The sequence below is a fragment of the Flammeovirgaceae bacterium SG7u.111 genome, from assembly GCA_034044135.1.
Taxonomy (GTDB): Bacteria; Bacteroidota; Bacteroidia; order Cytophagales; family Flammeovirgaceae.
In genome coordinates, this window is the sequence record CP139021.1 from 5,169,394 (window position 1) to 5,187,962 (window position 18,569).

Here is an 18,569-nt window from a genome sequence, read left to right on the forward strand (position 1 = left end):
TACCAAATAAAGAAGAAGATAAAATAGGGCATCCTTCAGAGGATAGCCTTCTCATCAGCAATTTTGAACTGAAATGAAGATATACTTTATACGCTTAATGGTTTGTGTTGGGTTAATAGGCTTCCTATTAAGCCCTGCTCTTGCTCAAGATGTAAACTTGCGCCAAGAAGCCGATAGTCTATTTGAAGCTAAAGCTTTTAAGCAAGCAGCAGACCTCTACAAAAAGCTTTTAAAACAGCCTTCTGAAAAAGATCACGCCTATGAACACCTAGTAGCGAGTTACGATAGAATGGCTGAGCAATTGCTGAGCAATGATGAAACTACCAAAGAACAGTTTCAGGCAGCAGCTGTTTATTTCGACAAAGGCATAAAAATCCAAAAGAAATACGGAGAAGGTATACCCGAGTCGGAAATACTAAGCGAACAAGCAAGAAACTATACTAGAATAGGCAGAGGCCTGATGGATATAAGAGAATTTCAACCAGCAGGTAGATTTCTCAAAAAGGCTATTGCAATTTGTGATAAAAACGACATAGTTTATCCAACTACTTTTATGAATGAAAGGCTTGCTGGGTGCTACATAGAATTGGGCAACTTCGCGGCAGCAAAAAAATATGTTTATAAAATATACGAGCCACAAAACCTTGAAACAATAGCAGATAGCCTTTACTGCAAAGAAGGTGAATATGCCTTGGCGGCAAAAGTATATATGCTCATTAAACACGACGCTGATTTGGAAAAAGCGAAAGGATGTGACTTACAAATAGCCCGTTGTTACTGGTTTTTGAGAGATGTACAAAGAGCAATTGACTGGTACAGCAGAATTATCACCCCTGAAGATGTAAATAGCCTTGAAGGGGACATCGTAATTCGTTCGCGAACTGATGAGTGCCTTGACCTTCAGGCAGGTCAGCATATTGCAGATGACAATGAGCCTACAAAACTCGATATCTTACGCTTCGCACAAGCCTTGCTCAACGGCAGGGGGAAATACGCCGAGGCAAGAAGCTTTTTTGATAACATCTCCGTTGTGTTAGCAAACGATGATATCACCAAGGAATACAAGGCGATAAGAAATACCTACTATGTCAAAAAATTGGGAGGATATATCAACACGCCTAACCACGAATTTAGCCCTGCCTTCCACGCTAAGGATAGTTCTATCATTTTTGTGTCTGACCGCGACCCTAATAACGAGAAAAAAGACAAGGTAAATAATGAGGTAAGAAAAGTTTCAGACCTGTACAAAGTCAAATTGATGGAAGAAGACTTTGGAGGAATGTTTGTCTGGACCGATGAGTACATAAGAGAAACAAAAAGCACTTATTCGCCAGGAGGAAGTGATCCTGAACGAGCAGGAAATAATTTGAATTTAGCCCCTGCTGATAGTGTTGCAGGCGTGCCAGAGCGCTTTTTTGCTATAGAGAGGGAATTGCAGTACAACGAAGGTCCTATGACTTTTTACCCAAACGACCCTCACAAACTAATCTTTACTGGCAACGCTTATGATTCACTCAAATACCTTAAAAAAAGTGCCCCAGGAGAGAAATACAAGCTGAACACGTTAAGACTATTTCTAGCTGAGTGGAATGAAGCTGATAGTGCGTGGCAGACGTCACCCCTCCGCTTTTCAGGCGAAAATTCCGATATACTCAATAGTCCAAAATACAACACAGGCCACCCTTCATTCAATAAAAAAGGTGATAAATTATATTTTTCATCCGACGCACCTGTACCCGGAAGCATGGGCAACTCCGATATTTATGTAGCTCAATGGGATGAAGGATCTAAAACATGGAAGAACCCAATTAATTTAGATCAACCGATCAATTCGAATGGAAATGAAGTATTCCCTTTTTTACATACAAATAATACTGGGTCAGAATCACTCTACTTTTCTTCCAACAGATCTGGGAGTATGGGCGGGCTTGATATCTACAAATCATTTAAGCTTAGAGGTTCATTTACCGAACCTCTGAACCTTGCCGATACGGTGAACATGGCCTATTCGCTCAACTCCAAGAAAGACGATTTTGGCTTGATCCTCAATGAAAATGAAACGTATGGCTTCTTTACTTCGGACAGGGATAGTGCCATTATAGATGGAAAATACACTAATAATGATAACATCTATAAGTTCAAGATAGCAAAGCTAGAAGTATTCGTTTGTGACAAAAGAACCGGAGAACCGCTCGTAGATGCATCTATCATGCTCCACAGTGACGTGAATAGCACCTACTACAAAGACGAGCCATTTTACGAAGCCAAACCAACGAACCAGTATGGCAAAAATTTATTCCTGAATTTTAGGTTGAACGAAGATTTCAAGATTGTAGCAGAAGCGGAAGGGTATTTACCCGATTCGGTTTTCACAAATACCTACATCGAAAAAATCCCTAAAGATGGAATTATCAGAGCAATGATTTGCTTGGAAAAAAGACCAAAAGCAGAGCTGATCGTTTTAGCAAACATCAAAAGTGAGCAGCAAATATTTGTTACTTTTGACAGCGAGCCATTCAGCTTAGGCGAAGGAATAGGCCAAGGTGAGCTTTATGAACTTTTCTATCAAGATGGCATCAACTTTTTGGCAGAAATCAAGCCTTCAGGCTCTAACCTATTTATCAACTTAAATTCACCTTTTGAGGTTGATAGCATGGAAAATCCTGAAAGAATCAAACGCCTAAAAGATTTATTATACGACAAAAAGATTGATGTGGAGAAGGTAACTATTATCCGAAATATCCGCTACAATTTTGCCGTACCAGATCCGCGTTTCCCAAATAGACCAGTATTTGAAAACAAATTGGTGAAACCAGAAACCGAGCTAGCCAAAATCACGGAAATCATGAAACGCTTTCCCGATTTGGACTTGAAAATGAGCTCTCATACAGACGCTTGCCCTCTCAATAATGAGAACCACCGCATCTATGACAACCTAGCTCTTTCAAACAGAAGAAATGCAAAGGCTACATCTTTCTTGCTCGAAAATGACTTAAAACCATCGAGAATAAAAAGGTGTGCTTACGAATACGAATATCCCGTTGACCTAGAAAGTACGTACGACAACTGTAAAAATGATTATAACCGACGTACTGAATTCAAATTTGTATACAGAGGCAGGGATGGGTATGTAATGGACTGCAACTGCTCCGATTCTATGTTGCACTACATTAAGCCAAGTACCGCCGAAGCAAAAGGCAACAAGAAATAACTATTAGTACAAAATCATCAAAAAGCTAACTAAAATAACCATTTAATGACAAGTAGAAAAGCCCTTGCCTAAGGTGCTAGGCACTTTTTAAAAGATATCCTTACCTTTACTTCATATTCCTAAACCTTTCAATTTATTCCCTATGCTTTTGACTATCATAGTTGCTGTTGCCAAAAATGGCGTTATCGGTGTAAACAATACGTTACCTTGGCGCTTATCTGCCGACCTCAAATTTTTTAAGCAGACAACCACAGGACACCATATCATTATGGGAAGAAAAACCTACGAGTCTATAGGCAAGCCACTGCCCAACCGAACCACAGTGATTGTGACCCGTCAGAAAGCCTATTCGGCAGAGGGTTGTTTAGTAGCACACTCGTTAGAAGAAGGGGTTGAAATAGCAAAAAAGAATGGAGACGCAGAGGCTTTCCTGATTGGTGGTGGAGAGCTTTACCAGCAAGGGGTAACGCTTTGTGATAAGATACACCTCACCAAAGTGGACGCCAGTCCTGAGGGTGATGCATTCTTTCCTGAGCTTGATCCGAAAGAATGGCTAATAGTAAATGAAGAACAGCATAAAGCTGATGAGAAAAACCAGTTTGACTTTACCTTTGTAGAAATGAAAAAAGCCTGATAATTTCGGGTTTTTCTTTTTAGAACTTACCCTAAATAGGGTTTTAAGGTTTTGCTGCGAGAGGTATGTCGCAATCTCCTTATTGCTTTTTCCTTAATTTGCCTAACTCGTTCTCGGGTTAGATTAAAAGCCTCCCCTATTTCTTCCAACGTCATGGAAGTTTCCCCATTTAAGCCGAAGTAGAGTGTAATCACATCGCCTTCTCTCTTACTGAGCGTAGAAAGGGCACGTTGAACTTCTCTTCGCAGCGAGTCGTTCATAAGCTCGGTATCGGGCTTTTTCCCTGTTTCGCTCTCCATTACATCGTACAAATTATTTTCTTCTCCCGACTTGAATGGTGCATCCATAGAAACATGGCGACCAGATATTTTCATAGTATCTACCACCTCATTGATGGTAACTTCCAATACTTCGGCGATTTCATCAGGCGATGGTTCACGCTCAAAGCGTTGTTCCAGTTCCGAAAACTTTTTAGAAATCTTATTGAGAGAGCCAACTCTATTGAGTGGCAAACGCACTATCCGTGATTGCTCTGCAAGTGCTTGAAGAATCGATTGTCTTATCCACCAAACTGCATAAGAAATAAACTTAAAGCCGCGGGTCTCGTCGAAGCGTTGGGCTGCTTTTATCAAACCAAGGTTTCCCTCATTTATCAAGTCTCCTAATGAAAGGCCTTGATTTTGGTATTGTTTGGCAACAGACACCACAAATCGCAGATTGGCTTTGGTTAGTTTTTCTAGTGCTAACTGATCTCCTTCCCTTATCCGCATGGCCAACTCCACTTCCTCATCGGGAGATAGTAAATCTACTTTGCCGATTTCTTGTAAGTACTTGTCAAGTGATTGACTTTCACGGTTGGTGATCTGTTTACTTATTTTTAATTGTCTCATTCCGCTACCTAAAACTTTAAAGTGAATGTTCGTACAAAAACATCAACAACACTTCATCATAAGCTTTTAGAGGAAACTTACAGATGCCTAACCCCGAAGAGCATTAAATCCCTAGTATTTTATAAACGCATGGCGCTTTAAAAACAAAGAAACTCGTACTCTATTTATAAGTAATTGATTTAATACAAGACAAGTTTCAATTATACTGGAAATTGTACAAAAAGTACAATTTCCAGCTTATTTTTTTGGTGCTTGCGGCAATCAAGCACCGAATGGTATTTTATATAAAATATTAGTTGCGAGGAGGCCTTCTCCTTCCGCCACCACCTTGAGGAGCTTTGTAACCCTCTGGTTTTGGCAGCAATACTTTTCTTGACAATCTGTATTTACCAGATTTTTTATCAACTTCTACCAACTTCACTTTTATTTCCTCACCTTCTTCCATCACACCATCCATAGTTTCTAGCCTTTCCCAAGTAATCTCAGAAATGTGCAACAACCCTTCTTTGCCCTTCATAAATTCTACGAATGCTCCAAATGGTGTTATAGACTTAACGATTCCATCATACACAGTATCTACTTCAGGAATAGCAATAATTGCTCTAATTCTGCCTAAGGCATCGTCCATAGAGTCGCCGTCAGTAGCAAATACATTTACTACACCACACTTTTCAGTTTCTTCGATCACAACCGTAGCCCCAGATTCCTTTTGGATCTCTTGGACGACTTTACCACCAGGCCCAATCAAAGCACCGATCATGTCTTTTTCGATCTCAACAATTACCGACCTTGGAGCGTGAGCTTTATAATCTTCTCTAGGCTCGCTGATCACCTTGTTCATTTCGCCCAAGATATGCGCGCGACCTTCTTTTGCTTGCAACAATGCTTCTTTCAGCACATCATAAGACAAACCATCAATTTTGATGTCCATTTGGCAAGCTGTGATCCCTTTTGCAGTACCAGTCACTTTGAAGTCCATGTCTCCTAAATGGTCCTCGTCTCCCAAAATATCTGAAAGGATAGCATACTTTCCAGTTTCAGGATCTGATATCATACCCATAGCAATACCCGATACAGGAGCTTTAACTTTTAAGCCACTATCCATCATTGCCAAAGAACCAGCGCAAACAGTAGCCATTGAAGACGATCCGTTTGATTCCAAAATATCAGAAACTACACGAATTGTGTAAGGGTTATCCTCTGGCAACATACCTACAAGTGCTCTGTACGCTAAGTTACCATGACCAACTTCCCTACGTCCTGGTCCACGGTTAGGTCTTACCTCACCAGTAGAAAAACCTGGGAAATTATAATGAAGGATAAATTTGTTATATCCCTTGCGCATTGCGCTATCAATCATTTGCTCGTCAAGCTTGGTGCCCAAAGTAACAGAAGTTAGCGATTGGGTTTCACCACGAGTAAATACCGCTGAACCGTGTGCAGAAGGCAAGTAATCTACTTCCCCCCAGATAGGACGGATCTCGTTAAGAGCACGACCATCTAGCCTTCCACCTGTATTCAATACCAAATCACGACAAGCTTTCTTCTCAATAGACTTAAGGTAACGACCTATCAAGTCCATATCCAATGTATCATCGTCTTCTGGCAAAGATTCTAGGTACGCATCTTTTACCTCCGAAAATGCTTTCTTACGCAAGTCTTTGTTATTGATTTGCTTAAGAGCAACTTCGTAAAACTTATCGAAAAGCTCGTCCATCATTTTGGCTTTAAGCTCAGCATCTTCCTTATCGCCTGCATATTCACGCTTTTTGGTAGAGCCTACTTCTTCAGAGAGTTCTATCTGTACTTGGCACTGTGTTTTGATAGCATCATGTGCTACTTGCAGTGCCTCAAGAATATCTTCCTCGCTAGATTCATCCATCTCACCTTCTACCATGGTAATGTTATCAATGGTAGCAGCCACTATCAGGTTGAGGCTAGATTCTTCTATTACCGCAGGAGTTGGGTTTACCACGTACTCATCGCCGTGTTTCACTACCCTTACTTCTGAAATAGGACCGTTGAACGGAATATCTGAAACTGCCAAAGCAGCAGAAGCAGCAAGTGCCGCCAACTGGTCTGGAAGTGAATTTTCATCTGCCGAGATCATTGAAATAAAGATCTGGGTTTCGCAGTGGTAGTCGTCTGGGAACATAGGCCTACAAGCCCTATCTACCAAGCGTGAAATCAATATCTCATAATCGCTCAGCCTGCCCTCACGCTTCAAAAAGCCACCAGGAATCTTACCTGCTGCTGCAAATTTTTCTTGATAGTCTACAGACATCGGCAAGAAATCAACTCCTTCTCTAGCTTCTTCATTTGCCACTACTGTTGCCAATAGCATGGTGTTACCCATTCTCACTACTACTGATCCGTCTGCTTGTTTGGCAAGTTTACCTGTCTCAATTGAAATTACCCGTCCATCAGGCAACTCAAAACTTTTGTTTACTACTTTCATGTTTAATTAAAATAATCTTGATAATCAATATGATTTTTTGATGTGTTATTTATTTCCACCTATTAAAATATAAATTCGTTTATGATTTTCTTGTTGGAGAGTTTTCTCTTGTAAACAACTAAGTATATTGTTACTTATGATGTCCTATAAAAAATCAACACCATTTACAAGAGAGTTACTTGGGCAAAACACCCATAAATATCGTTTCCAACGTATGATACTACCAGGTTGCTGACCGATTTTGTCCTTCCTTAAGTTGTCTGTTTAGCTCGATCTAGGCGATTACGCCTTTACACTGGTGGTTTTTAATGAATTGCGGGGCTTTTACTGGTCAATTAGGAAGGTTGATTTCCCCCATTTTCTTAGAGGGAGCCGCTTTTTTTCAATACCCAAACATATGGGTCATTTCTTCATCTTTTTTGTCGTTTTCTTTTTTCTTCTTTTCTTAAACATCTCAACAATTGGGAAGTCGTTTATCCCAATCTTTTTTATAGAAAGGCTTTTTTATTTTTCTCTAACTATCATCAGTTTTGCCTTTATACCTCCAAATATATTTTTTTTATACTCAAACTAAAATGGTTTAGGGAAATTTCTCTTTCATTCTCCACAAAAAACGAGTAAAAAGTGCCAATAACTTTGTGGGAATTCCAATTGCCTTGCTGAGGGAAGGTGGGTGGGCAGGCTAAAAAAAGGAACAGGGAACTCCTAAAGAAGAATCCCCTGCTGGATTATTTTGGGAGTGTGTTTATAAAAGAACACACATTAGAATATTTTTTTAGTCCTCAGGAATACTCCAAAGGGAAAAATTACTTTCTGATACCTAATTCTTTGATGATAGCTCTGTAACGAGTAATATCTTTCTTGATCAAGTAATCCAACAATTTTCTTCTCTTACCAACAAGCATCAAAAGACCTCTACGAGTAGAAGCATCTTTCTTGTTTTCTTTCAAATGCTCAGTCAAGTGACTGATTCTGTGTGTAAAAAGAGCAATTTGAGCCTCAGGTGAACCTGTATCCGCTGCCGATTTATTAAAACCGTGCTTCTCGAAAATCTCTGCCTTCGTTTCTTTTTCTAGGTACATATCAACAAAATCCTTATAAATGATTAATTCCTTGCCTTAAATAAAATTATCCGCAAAAGTAGCTTATATATAGAAATAAACAAACAGCTGTGCTATTAAATTAATGATTTCCTTCCAGAAAATGGCAATGTTTAGTTGCATAAAGCCGCAAATGATATAAAAAAAGCACTATTGCCCTTTGCCTGTCGTAATTGCTTCCACTTCTTGCTTGAGCCGAGGCAGTATTTCTAGTTCGAACCACGGATTATTTTTTAACCAAAACCTATTGCGGGGAGAAGGATGTGGCAAAACGAAGAAAGTAGGCAAATACTCTTCATAGTTACGCACCGTTTCCGTTAGGTTTTTCTTCCGCTTGGCTTGTAGATAATAAGCTTGAGCATATTGCCCTATGAGCAAAGTGAGCCTAAGCTGCGGCATCTGGCTGAACAATGGCTCATGCCACAAGGAAGCGCACTCTGGCCTGGGTGGCAAATCGCCAGATTTTCCTTTGCCGGGGTAGCAAAACCCCATAGGCACTATAGCAACATGCTCTTTATCATAAAATAATTCATCGGTCATGCCTAACCATTTCCGCAACTGCCTACCGCTTGGGTCGTTCCAAGGAATACCTGTCTGGTGCACTTTTGTTCCAGGTGCTTGCCCAATGATGACCAGCTTTGCCTCTGGATGGGCAACCACTACTGGATTTGTGCCTAAAGGCAATTCAGCCTTACATATTTCACATTTTTTTATTTCAGAAAGCAATTTTTCCATCGTACAATCCTCTTCAAACTAATACAACTTATTACTGACTATCAACTATTTACACACAAATAAGATTTTTACTGCTGCTTCAACCGCATTTCTTGATAGGTTTTAATAATAAACCACCTAGTTTTGTGGTAATTTCATAAAATCTATAATCAAAAAAATCCTTCTAACACGAACAAGAAGGTAGTAAAACTTGGCCGCTTGGCCACTGTTAATTGTAAATCATGGAACTTAACGGAAACCAGTATCAAATCCAAGGGGTAAACCTCCTTGACATCGCCGAGGAGTTTGGAACTCCTGTCTATGTGTATGACGCGGAAAAAATCACTTCCCAAGTTGAAAAGCTCAAGAAGTCTTTTGACAAGAGTACATTAAAGATAAAGTATGCGATGAAATCTCTCTCTAACATCAGTATTTTGCAACTGATGCGAAAGGCGGGAACTGGGCTAGACGTAGTTTCCATCCAAGAAGCACAAATTGGCTTGAAAGCTGGCTACAAAGCTAGCGATATACTTTTCACGCCCAATTGCGTAGGGTTTGAGGAAATAGAGGAAGCAGTTGAATTGGGCTTAGCGATCAACATTGACAATATCTCTATCTTAGAGCAATTTGGACACAAATACCATGGGACTGTTCCGTGTTGCATTAGGCTCAACCCGCACATTATGGCAGGTGGAAATGCTAAAATCTCCGTAGGACATTTGGACTCGAAATTTGGTATTTCCATTTTCCAACTCCGCCATATTCTCCGAGTTGTAAAAACATACGGGATAAAAGTAAATGGTCTACACATGCACACTGGCTCGGATATTTTGAATAGCGAAGTTTTTTTACAAGGTGCAGAAATCTTATTTGATGCGGCTAAGGAGTTTAAAGACCTAGAGTTCATAGACTTTGGTAGCGGGTTCAAAGTGGCCTACAAAGAAGACGACGTGACCACAGATATGGAAGAGCTCGGCAAAAAAATACAAACTGCTTTCAAAAGCTTCTGCAAAGAATACGGAAGGGAGTTGGAAATTTGGTTTGAGCCAGGGAAATTCTTGGTGAGCGAATCAGGCTTTTTCCTTACCAAAGCCAATGTAATCAAACACACTCCCTCAGCTGTATTTGTGGGGGTCGATTCGGGCTTGAACCACCTTATACGCCCAATGATGTACGACTCGTACCATGAAATAATGAATGTGAGCAACCCCCATGGGAAAAGCAGGATCTACGCAGTGGTTGGCTATATCTGCGAAACTGACACTTTCGGTTGGGACAGAAAGCTTAACGAAGTAAGGGAAAATGACATCATTGCCATCAAAAATGCGGGTGCCTATGGCTACAGCATGAGCTCTAATTATAATTCTAGGTTTAGACCTGCAGAAATATTAATTCATGAAGGCAAAGCTCATCTGATTAGGAAAAGAGAAAACATGGATGATTTAATGCGCAATCAGGTAGATATTTTTGCCAATAAGGAGGTGGAATTAGCACCGGTAGAGGATTCTGCAAAGTCATAAAGAAAACAAGCATTCTGTTAAGAGCCATTTCCTTTTTGTTGGAAATGGCTTTTTTGGTATATTGAGCACAAGAATACGTGCCTGTCCCAAAAACAGGTGCTATAAAAAAAATAACCATCAGGATCAGATAAACACAACAAACCTATGTATGATATCTCAAGACTATTAGTCATTTTAGACAAAGATAAAGATGACGCCCAGCTGATAAAAAGTGTGGGAAATTTTTGTAAAAGAGCTCCTGTGCTGCAAGTTTATTTTTTGCATGTAGCAAAATCACTCGAAATCCCTGATGACTTGAAGGAAAAATACCCCAACCTTTTAGCCCCTGTTGATGAAAGCATTCGGAAAGAAATAGAAACAGAGGTTGAAAAAAGCTTTATTGACAGCCCCGATGTAGCCATCGAAGTATTGGTAGAAGAAGGGAATGAGGTCAAAACTATCTTGAAAAAGATAAAGATCAAAGAAATAGACCTGACCATTATAAACCTTGACAAAGAAAATAAGAAGAGCACTCACTTAGTTGAAAAAGTGGTTCAACTTGCGAAATGTAGCGTGGTGGTAGTTCCGAAAGATCGGGTGATTCACGATAGGGAAATCAATAAGATGTTGGTACCAATCGATTTTTCTGAGACTTCAAAAATGGCCGTGCAGATGGCATTAGCCTTCCAAAAAGGATTAGACAATGCTGAAATCATTTTCCAGCACGTGTATTCTGTCCCAGCTGGCTACCATACATCAGGCAAGTCTTACGAGGAGTTTGCTAAGGTAATGGAAGAGAATGCTAAGAAGATGCATAAAAAATTCACTGCAAACATTGAAATGGGTGAAGTCAAATCTAAATGTATTTACACGCTAGATGAAAATGAAGAGCCTTCAGATAAAATCCATTTGGCAGCTTTGGAAGAAAAGGTGAATGCTATAGCCATAGGTTCTAAGGGACGCTCAGGGGCAGCCTCTTTTTTACTTGGCAGTACTACAGAAAGGCTTCTTCGCTACCATGCAGACCTTCCTATTTTTGTGGTAAAAGACAAAAAAGAACAGTTTGATATATTTGATGCACTAAAGGCAATTTAGTTTGAGTACTTGCCCAGCAAATTAAAAATCCCCGAACATGTAACATGTTCGGGGATTTTTTTGAATTCTTTGAAAGACTAAATCTTAGTTACCTCCATCTTCAGTTTCTTCAGTAATAGTAGCATCACCGTCTTCAGCAGGCTCGGTAAGTTCTAAAATAGCGTCGTCAGACCCCTCACCTTCTTCAGGAAGAGGAACTTCCAAATCCTCAGGAATAACACTTCCACCTACAGCACCACCATCGGTAGCACGCTCAATGTTTGGAGAGTTTATCCCTTGGCTATTACCACTTCTATCGATAAAAACCTGAGAACCAAGAGCCAATACAAACAATGCAACTGCAAGAGTCCATGTCGCTTTTTCTATCCAATCAGTAGTGCGGCGAGTACCCATAAGCTGGCTAGCACCACCCATATTACCTGTCAATCCTCCGCCCTTCGAATCTTGCGCAAGGACTACCAACACCAAAAGGGTTGCAATTACCAGAATCAATACTATTATAAAAACTAACATTTTTTTCTACTCTTTTCTTAGATTTTCAATAAGGTTTGCAAAGTAACTGCTTTTTTGGGGATATTTCAATATCAACTGCTCATAAATATTAATAGCTTTCTCATTTTTCCCCTGCTTAGCCAAAATCCTTGCATAAGTTTCGGTTGCTTTGAAACCTTCCGTCGCTACACTTTTTTCATACAGATCAAGGGCTAGATCCACCGAAACCTCCTCTTTTACATTTGGTCTTATGCTTGGCAGCTTGTGCATAAAGTTGTCTATAATCTCTTTTTGCCGCTCACTAGTAATATCAATCATTTTTTTTTTTCGTCTTTATTCGAATCCTCGTCTTCGTCAATCATTGTGTTCAAATCAAAAAACGAAGAATCTATATCCACATCATCATCGTCGTCATCCAATACTTCAAAGGCATCATCTTCTAGTTTTTCATCACTAGGAAAGATAATGGCATCGTCCTCTTTCGTATCCAATTCTTTAAGCTCGCCCAAGTCATCACCTAGACCAAGATCTTCCATATCTTCAAAGTCTTCTTCTTTAGGAATTGGAATGGGTTCTGGAACAACTGGGTCTGGAATAGGAGTATCCTCCACTACCCTCGCAGATTCATCTTCAGCCACCTGCTCTCTTGTCCTTTTTAAGTCTTCCAAGCTCTTCATCAACTCAGACCTAAACACATCCTCGTCTTCTAAATTCAGTTCTTTTGAAATAGGCTCTACAGCCGGAACTTCTTCCACTTCATTTGTCACTGTTTCGGTTTCATCTTCACTATCCTCAACAGAGTGTTCTTCTTGCTCTAATTTACCATAATCAGCAGGCAAATCATACTCAGGAGCATCAAACTCCACAGACTTCTCTTCTATTTCAGCTTTATATTCTTGGTAGCCCTCATCCACCGCTTCTTCTTCAAATGTTTCTTTTTCAAAGGGTTCATCGACAGGCATAGTTTCTTGACCATACTCCACAGAAGAAAACTCTTCTTCTACTATTGGCACAGAAACCTCAGGCTCTTCTGTAACCTGCGTTTCTGCCTCATCGCCCGAAAGGCTAGAAAAAGCATTTACAGCACCATCTTCTACATTTATATGGTCGATATTAGGCAAGTTGATGTCTTTATCGAAACTGCTATTGATCAGTTTCATAAGCAAGACCCTATCGGAGGTAAGCACTGCCGCAGACTTGATTGCCTCCGAGGTTTTTAATGCTTTGGCCCTCAACAACTTTACCGCTTGGAAATAGGGATATTCCTCTGCCAAACTATCGAGCATCGCTACATCCGACTCACTTACAGCATCGGGCTCTTTTATCAATACGGCTAGCCTATCTAATTCCACTTTTATGAAGGGTTTATTGGTGTTCTAAAAGAATAATGTTAAAGATACAAGATTTTGAAAAATAACCCATTGCATTTGGCAGAAATACTTCTATTAAATATGCTGCTTTTCAAATAACATTGGGAATAATTCCATTGGAAACTACCAATCTGCCACTGTCTTGTTATAGATATCAAAAATTATCTGTTCAAAAATCTCGTCAATCAGACCCTGCTCCACATCGGAAATATTTTCATCTGCAGGAAAGTCCGCCCAAAATTGGAAACTTTGATTTTCGAAACTTGTCTCCTCGTCAAAAAGATTGATATAGTTAACAGATACAGAGATAGTTAAACGCTGCAATTGCGCTCCTTGGAACTCTCCCGCCCCAGCTGCCACCGGGTTGATTCTATATCCTGTAATCCGACCTGAAAACTGTAAATCGCCATTTCCAATTTTCTGTTCCAAAGGCGAATTTCGTTGGTAATACTCTCGCATTTCCTCGGTAAACCTAATGGCCAAGTCAGCAGGCCCATCGAATGCCTCAAAGGCAAAGTTATCTACTGAAAATGTCTTTACTTCAGGAGGCAGATTAAAGCCTGTGAACGTAGCATTTGGCAACCTCCTACAAGAAGCCAAGACAATGAGCAAGGGCAATCCTACCCTCAACAAAAACATATATTTTCTATTCATCAATGTCATAAAGCTTAATTTTCCTATACAGCGTCCTCTCCGAAATACCCAAATCTCTCGCCGCATCTTTTCGTTTCTTACTGTTCTTTTTCAAGGCTTTCACTATCATCTCTTTCTCATTTTTTTGCAAAGAAAAAGACTCATCTTCCATCTCGTGGGTAATATCGTCAATAGTGTCGATATTCAATGTTTTTTTAGAAGCCCTGCCTTCGTTACCAACATAGGACAAGTAACCATCGTCATCGGACTCATCATCTGTGTGAGTATCGTGCGCATGAGGCACAGTAGGCATTAGTGAATCGGGTTTGGCATACACGGGACTCTGCCGTTCTACGCCCGGGCCAGCGCCCATTCCCAACACTATTTTTTTCAACTCCGCAACATCTCTTTTGAGTTCAAAAAGAACTTTATAAAGCAGATCCCGCTCGGAAAAACTATCAGATGTGTTTGCGTTGATTCTATCTTGTTGATTTACCAATGCAGGGAGATAGTTTGATTGGTTGGCAGGCAAGTACCTGCGCAAGGTTTCCGCAGAAATGAATCTATCGGACTCCATCACAGACATTTGCTCTGCAATATTTTTAAGTTGGCGGATGTTCCCTGGAAACCTAAACCCCATCAATAAATGTTGGGCCTGTTCGTCAAGCACCAATGGTTTCGCACGGTTTATTTCTGCAAAATCGGAAGAAAACTTCCTAAAAAGCAAAAGGATATCATCGCCTCGCTCCCTCAATGGGGGCACATAAATGGGGATAGTACTGAGTCTGTAGTACAAGTCTTTTCTAAACTTTCCATCTTCTACATGCTTCCACAAATCCACATTGGTAGCTGCAACCACCCTCACATCGGTCTTTCTTATTTTTGAAGAACCAACCTTTATAAACTCTCTGTTTTCAAGTAGCCTCAATAGTCTAGCTTGAGTTTCCAAAGGCATTTCGGCAATTTCATCTAGGAAAATAGTACCCTTATCAGTTACCTCAAAATAACCTTTTCTGGCCTCTGTAGCACCTGTAAAAGCTCCTTTTTCATGTCCAAAAAGTTCAGAATCAATGGTTCCTTCTGGCAACGCACCACAGTTAAGGGCAATAAACTCACCGTGTTTTCTATGGCTGAGCTGATGGATGATTTTGGAAAAAGACTCTTTACCACTACCACTCTCTCCCGTTATGAGCACCGTAGAATCCTTAGGTGCAACCAGCATAGCCACCTCTATAGCTCTATTGAGCGAGGGGGCGTTTCCAATGATACCAAAGCGTTGTTTAACCGATTGAATGTCTTCTATATCCATAAAGCAAATCCTGCCTTTCTCTTCCTAAAAATCTATAAAAACAATAGCTAGGCGATTAGTTAGGGATTCCGAAGTTGGAAAACCCTACCGAATTAAAGCCCAAAGTTAAGTGAAAAAAGAAAGCCCTTGCAATTGTTTCCAATTAAAATGCAAGAGCTTTAAAGCTATAACAAAAAAAGAAGGGTTTGGTTACCCAAAATACCTACTGGCGCTGACTACTTGCTCCACAAAGATCGAGGTAGCGCTTATCAATGGTCATTCCCATAGCTCTTGCTTTTTGAAATTCGTTGCAAGCCGCCAATTGATTGCCCGTATTGGCTATCACCCTACCCTTCTGATAATGCAAACTTCCTTTTAAGAAGTTGTATTGAGTAACTATTTCTGGCTGGCCTTTGTACCTCTCTATCTGAGCCAAAGCCAAATCTATATCTCTCAAACTACTTCTAAAATCCCTAATATTATAAAAAGCAATAGCTCTTCCGTCCAAGGCTTTCAACATGTCCAACGACCTGTTTGTACCTTCCTTGAAGCCATTTATAAATACATTGTAATAAGAAATAGCTTGTGGAAACTCACCGCTTTCAGAGTAGATATCACCAATGATTCGGTAAATACCCAAATCTAGTTGAGAAGGGTTTTTCTGGGCAATTTCCAAGTATTTTTGAGCTAACTGCAAACCTTTTTGGTTAGTGTTTTCTTCTCCTGGCAAAAGCTTTTCAGAATACATAAATGCCAGCTCTTTCATTGCCCCTATGTGATTGCTTTTTGCTGCCATGTAGTACCACGAAGCCGCTTCTCTTGCATCTACCACCACTTTACACTTACCATAAAGGTAAATATCTCCCAGAAGTTTTTGTGCCTCTGCATTATTCAGCTCGGCAGCCATCCTAAACCAATCTATTGCCTTTGCATTTCCCTCGGAAAGATAATATTGACCCAATCTCATCTGAGCCGAAACATTCCCTTTCAAACCCAAATAACTGATATAATCTAAATCGTTCTGATCAACATATTGTAAAATATTGTACCTGCTAAGTTTGTACATCGCCCTTGCGGAAAGTTCTCCTCTTGAAGAAGTTGCTACCTTGAGGTTGTACCTCACTGACTTGGCAACATCTATTTCCGTTCCTCTTCCTGTTGCATACATATCGGCCAGGGCAAACAAGGCCGTATCGCTTTTGAGACGAGCAGCTTCTTTGTACCAAACAAAAGCATTCCTTAGATTTTTTTCGAGCATCATGCCTTTTTCATACATATCGGCCAAAGCCAAAGCAGCATCAGCATTCCCCGAAAGAGCAGCCATTTGACAATATTCCAACGCTTTTTTCTCATCCTTGGGAACACCATTGCCATTCAGGTACCTCAAGTACAATTGATATTGCTTATTCTCGCTTCCTCCTCCACCTTTGCGGGCTTCGTAGATCTGGTAATCTTTATCATCTACAGAAAGAAAATTCCTAACTGTATAGTTTTCAAGCTCTTTGTCTGCTGCAGCTACACCTTTGTTAGCAGCCCTTACATAATTCACCACCGCAAGCCTTACGCTCGGTGGCTGCACATATTCCTCGTTCACCTTCAAGCCCTTTGCATAGATTTTACCCAACTCATACTGCGCTGGTCCATATTCTTTCCTTGCAGCCAACCTAAATAGTTCAAATGATTTCTTAGTATTTTTTTCAACGCCTGCTCCGTTGGCATAAGCCAAGCCGAGTTTGTACATGCTTTCAGGATCGCCTTTTTCAGCCATATACATAATGTAAGAAGGGCGATTTTTATTAGCCAATTGCGCTACAGGAAGCGTTTCTAACTTTGAACCAGCTTCGGCATAACCTCGGGTAAAGGCAGTCAGATAATAATCAATCGCCAATTCCTGATTTTTCTCACGTTCATAGATCTGAGCCAACCGAAATGCCGCTTTAGCATGGTTCTGATCTGCAGCTCCTTTGTAGTAATTCTTTGCATTTTGTAGGTCCATGTTGGTGCCTGTACCCGATTCTGACAACCGCCCCACTTCATACTGAGCCGAATCATAACTATAATTAGCTGATTCTAGGTACAAGGAGTAAATCCGCTTAGAATTCACCCGATCACCAGATTTCCCCTCTTCATAAATTTTTGCCAACTGGTAAATCGCCTCAGGCTTGCCTTGCCTTGCTTGTGATTTTATTTCGTTCAGGCGTATGACATTTTGTCCAAAACCTGCAGAGCAAAAGCATAGGTTAGTAAAAAACAGAATTGTGATTTTTTGAAGATAATTCCCCATTTTCCTCGGATTAAAGATAAAGAAAAAGATTTCGGACCATTGGCAAGATTTACATATTTCGCAAAACATGCCGCAAAAGTTGTTATTGGTTCAATCGCACAGGTTGGTTACTGCTAAAAACAATACATGCAATAGCAACGCAGGTTATATGGAATAAGTACTGCATTTGCATGAAATTAAAAAAAGTACTTTCGTTAAAATACGAGTTTGTAATCTATTTTCAAAGTATATCATTTTTTTTCCATAAAACATAAAAGGGGAAGCCTCACGACAAGGCTTCCCCTTTTTAGCTCTACAAAAGCTGTTTATCTATAACAAGTTTTTTACATTGTCCAAAGCCTCTTCAGTAAGCGGCTTGGTAATAAACTTGATCACATAATCGTTGTTCACTATCTTATCGATATCTCTTTTGTTGTCGCTGCTCGACAAGATGACAATCTTGCATTTTTTCTTGATTGCCTCAGGGAAACTTTCAAATTCGTATAGGAAAACAAAGCCATCAACTATTGGCATATTGATGTCGAGAAAAATCAGATCTGGCAAATTTTCCTCGTCGTCCTTCACGCTATTCAAATATTCCAAGGCACTTTTCCCAGAATTTTTTATCTCTATCCGATAGGCAAAGCTCGTAAGCTCAATTATACGTTTATTAATAAAATTGTCGGTATCATTATCATCCACCAACATTACTAAATCTATTGCCATATTTCTTACACTTAAAAGTATTTATATCCTTTCTTTATAGCCCTGTGTTGAAAGCCAAAATTTAATAGATGAGAAAACGTGCCAAAAAAGTGATGCGTTTCTTTCTTTACCTTTGTCTAAAAGATCAAAAAAATGCCGCAACAAGAATTGAAGACTTTTCACCCATTGCAAGTTGCATTGCGAAAGTAAACTATTT

The 18,569-nt window shown here is 40.0% G+C and carries 15 protein-coding genes; 4 read left to right on the forward strand and 11 right to left on the reverse strand.

The genetic code is table 11. From position 1 onward, the window contains the following. The first annotated feature begins 73 nt into the window (after positions 1–73). Positions 74–3,211, forward strand: coding sequence for a hypothetical protein (locus R9C00_20025; protein ID WPO33989.1), 3,138 nt, complete (start codon positions 74–76; stop codon positions 3,209–3,211). Positions 3,212–3,353: 142 nt separating this feature from the next. After that, positions 3,354–3,845 carry a dihydrofolate reductase gene (locus R9C00_20030; GenBank protein WPO33990.1) on the forward strand — a complete coding sequence of 164 codons (492 nt, stop codon included), beginning with the start codon at positions 3,354–3,356 and terminating at the stop codon, positions 3,843–3,845. 26 nt (positions 3,846–3,871) lie between these two features. On the opposite strand, the gene R9C00_20035 is transcribed toward R9C00_20030, so the two are convergent. The 4 genes from R9C00_20035 to R9C00_20050 form a co-directional block, all read right to left on the reverse strand. Beyond that, the gene (locus R9C00_20035; protein WPO33991.1) at positions 3,872–4,735 is read right to left on the reverse strand and encodes a sigma-70 family RNA polymerase sigma factor; all 864 of its coding nucleotides are present in this window, start codon (positions 4,733–4,735) and stop codon (positions 3,872–3,874) included. 292 nt (positions 4,736–5,027) lie between these two features. Then, a complete protein-coding gene (gene pnp, locus R9C00_20040) occupies positions 5,028–7,193 on the reverse strand; it encodes a polyribonucleotide nucleotidyltransferase (protein ID WPO33992.1) in 2,166 nt (721 codons plus the stop codon). Positions 7,194–7,999: 806 nt separating this feature from the next. Beyond that, on the reverse strand, positions 8,000–8,275 hold the full coding sequence (gene rpsO / locus R9C00_20045; GenBank protein ID WPO33993.1) for a 30S ribosomal protein S15: 276 nt from the start codon (positions 8,273–8,275) through the stop codon (positions 8,000–8,002). 168 nt (positions 8,276–8,443) lie between these two features. Continuing rightward, positions 8,444–9,028 (reverse strand): uracil-DNA glycosylase family protein, encoded by a 585-nt coding sequence (locus R9C00_20050; protein ID WPO33994.1) that lies wholly within the window; start codon positions 9,026–9,028, stop codon positions 8,444–8,446. A 221-nt stretch (positions 9,029–9,249) separates the two neighbouring features. On the opposite strand from R9C00_20050, the gene lysA reads away from it, so the two are divergent. Both lysA and R9C00_20060 read left to right on the forward strand, forming a co-directional pair. Further along, positions 9,250–10,527, forward strand: a complete 1,278-nt coding sequence (gene lysA / locus R9C00_20055; GenBank protein WPO33995.1) for a diaminopimelate decarboxylase — start codon at positions 9,250–9,252, stop codon at positions 10,525–10,527. Positions 10,528–10,671: 144 nt separating this feature from the next. Then, positions 10,672–11,601, forward strand: coding sequence for a universal stress protein (locus R9C00_20060; GenBank protein WPO33996.1), 930 nt, complete (start codon positions 10,672–10,674; stop codon positions 11,599–11,601). 84 nt (positions 11,602–11,685) lie between these two features. Here the strand turns inward: R9C00_20060 and secG are convergent, their stop codons facing one another. From secG to R9C00_20095, 7 genes are all read right to left on the reverse strand, one after another. Continuing rightward, on the reverse strand, positions 11,686–12,114 hold the full coding sequence (secG, locus tag R9C00_20065) for a preprotein translocase subunit SecG (GenBank protein ID WPO33997.1): 429 nt from the start codon (positions 12,112–12,114) through the stop codon (positions 11,686–11,688). Between the two features lie 6 nt (positions 12,115–12,120). Further along, positions 12,121–12,411, reverse strand: a complete 291-nt coding sequence (locus R9C00_20070; protein ID WPO33998.1) for a tetratricopeptide repeat protein — start codon at positions 12,409–12,411, stop codon at positions 12,121–12,123. After that, positions 12,408–13,445 (reverse strand): hypothetical protein, encoded by a 1,038-nt coding sequence (locus R9C00_20075; protein ID WPO33999.1) that lies wholly within the window; start codon positions 13,443–13,445, stop codon positions 12,408–12,410. The genes R9C00_20070 and R9C00_20075 overlap by 4 nt, the downstream gene beginning before the upstream one ends. A gap of 141 nt (positions 13,446–13,586) precedes the next feature. Beyond that, positions 13,587–14,117, reverse strand: coding sequence for an LptE family protein (locus R9C00_20080; protein ID WPO34000.1), 531 nt, complete (start codon positions 14,115–14,117; stop codon positions 13,587–13,589). Further along, positions 14,110–15,405, reverse strand: coding sequence for a sigma-54 dependent transcriptional regulator (locus R9C00_20085; protein WPO34001.1), 1,296 nt, complete (start codon positions 15,403–15,405; stop codon positions 14,110–14,112). Before R9C00_20085 ends, R9C00_20080 begins: the two co-directional genes overlap by 8 nt. A 202-nt stretch (positions 15,406–15,607) precedes the next feature. After that, a complete protein-coding gene (locus R9C00_20090) occupies positions 15,608–17,668 on the reverse strand; it encodes a tetratricopeptide repeat protein (protein ID WPO34002.1) in 2,061 nt (686 codons plus the stop codon). Between the two features lie 309 nt (positions 17,669–17,977). Continuing rightward, the gene (locus R9C00_20095; protein ID WPO34003.1) at positions 17,978–18,373 is read right to left on the reverse strand and encodes a response regulator; all 396 of its coding nucleotides are present in this window, start codon (positions 18,371–18,373) and stop codon (positions 17,978–17,980) included. Positions 18,374–18,569: the final 196 nt, after the last annotated feature.

Coding starts and splice junctions, on each gene's coding strand:
- R9C00_20025 (WPO33989.1), top strand. CDS start 74: ATGAAGATATACTTTATACGCTTAATGGTTTGTGTTGGGTTAATAGGC.
- R9C00_20030 (WPO33990.1), top strand. CDS start 3,354: ATGCTTTTGACTATCATAGTTGCTGTTGCCAAAAATGGCGTTATCGGT.
- R9C00_20035 (WPO33991.1), bottom strand. CDS start 4,735: ATGAGACAATTAAAAATAAGTAAACAGATCACCAACCGTGAAAGTCAA.
- pnp (WPO33992.1), bottom strand. CDS start 7,193: ATGAAAGTAGTAAACAAAAGTTTTGAGTTGCCTGATGGACGGGTAATT.
- rpsO (WPO33993.1), bottom strand. CDS start 8,275: ATGTACCTAGAAAAAGAAACGAAGGCAGAGATTTTCGAGAAGCACGGT.
- R9C00_20050 (WPO33994.1), bottom strand. CDS start 9,028: ATGGAAAAATTGCTTTCTGAAATAAAAAAATGTGAAATATGTAAGGCT.
- lysA (WPO33995.1), top strand. CDS start 9,250: ATGGAACTTAACGGAAACCAGTATCAAATCCAAGGGGTAAACCTCCTT.
- R9C00_20060 (WPO33996.1), top strand. CDS start 10,672: ATGTATGATATCTCAAGACTATTAGTCATTTTAGACAAAGATAAAGAT.
- secG (WPO33997.1), bottom strand. CDS start 12,114: ATGTTAGTTTTTATAATAGTATTGATTCTGGTAATTGCAACCCTTTTG.
- R9C00_20070 (WPO33998.1), bottom strand. CDS start 12,411: ATGATTGATATTACTAGTGAGCGGCAAAAAGAGATTATAGACAACTTT.
- R9C00_20080 (WPO34000.1), bottom strand. CDS start 14,117: ATGAATAGAAAATATATGTTTTTGTTGAGGGTAGGATTGCCCTTGCTC.
- R9C00_20085 (WPO34001.1), bottom strand. CDS start 15,405: ATGGATATAGAAGACATTCAATCGGTTAAACAACGCTTTGGTATCATT.
- R9C00_20090 (WPO34002.1), bottom strand. CDS start 17,668: ATGGGGAATTATCTTCAAAAAATCACAATTCTGTTTTTTACTAACCTA.
- R9C00_20095 (WPO34003.1), bottom strand. CDS start 18,373: ATGGCAATAGATTTAGTAATGTTGGTGGATGATAATGATACCGACAAT.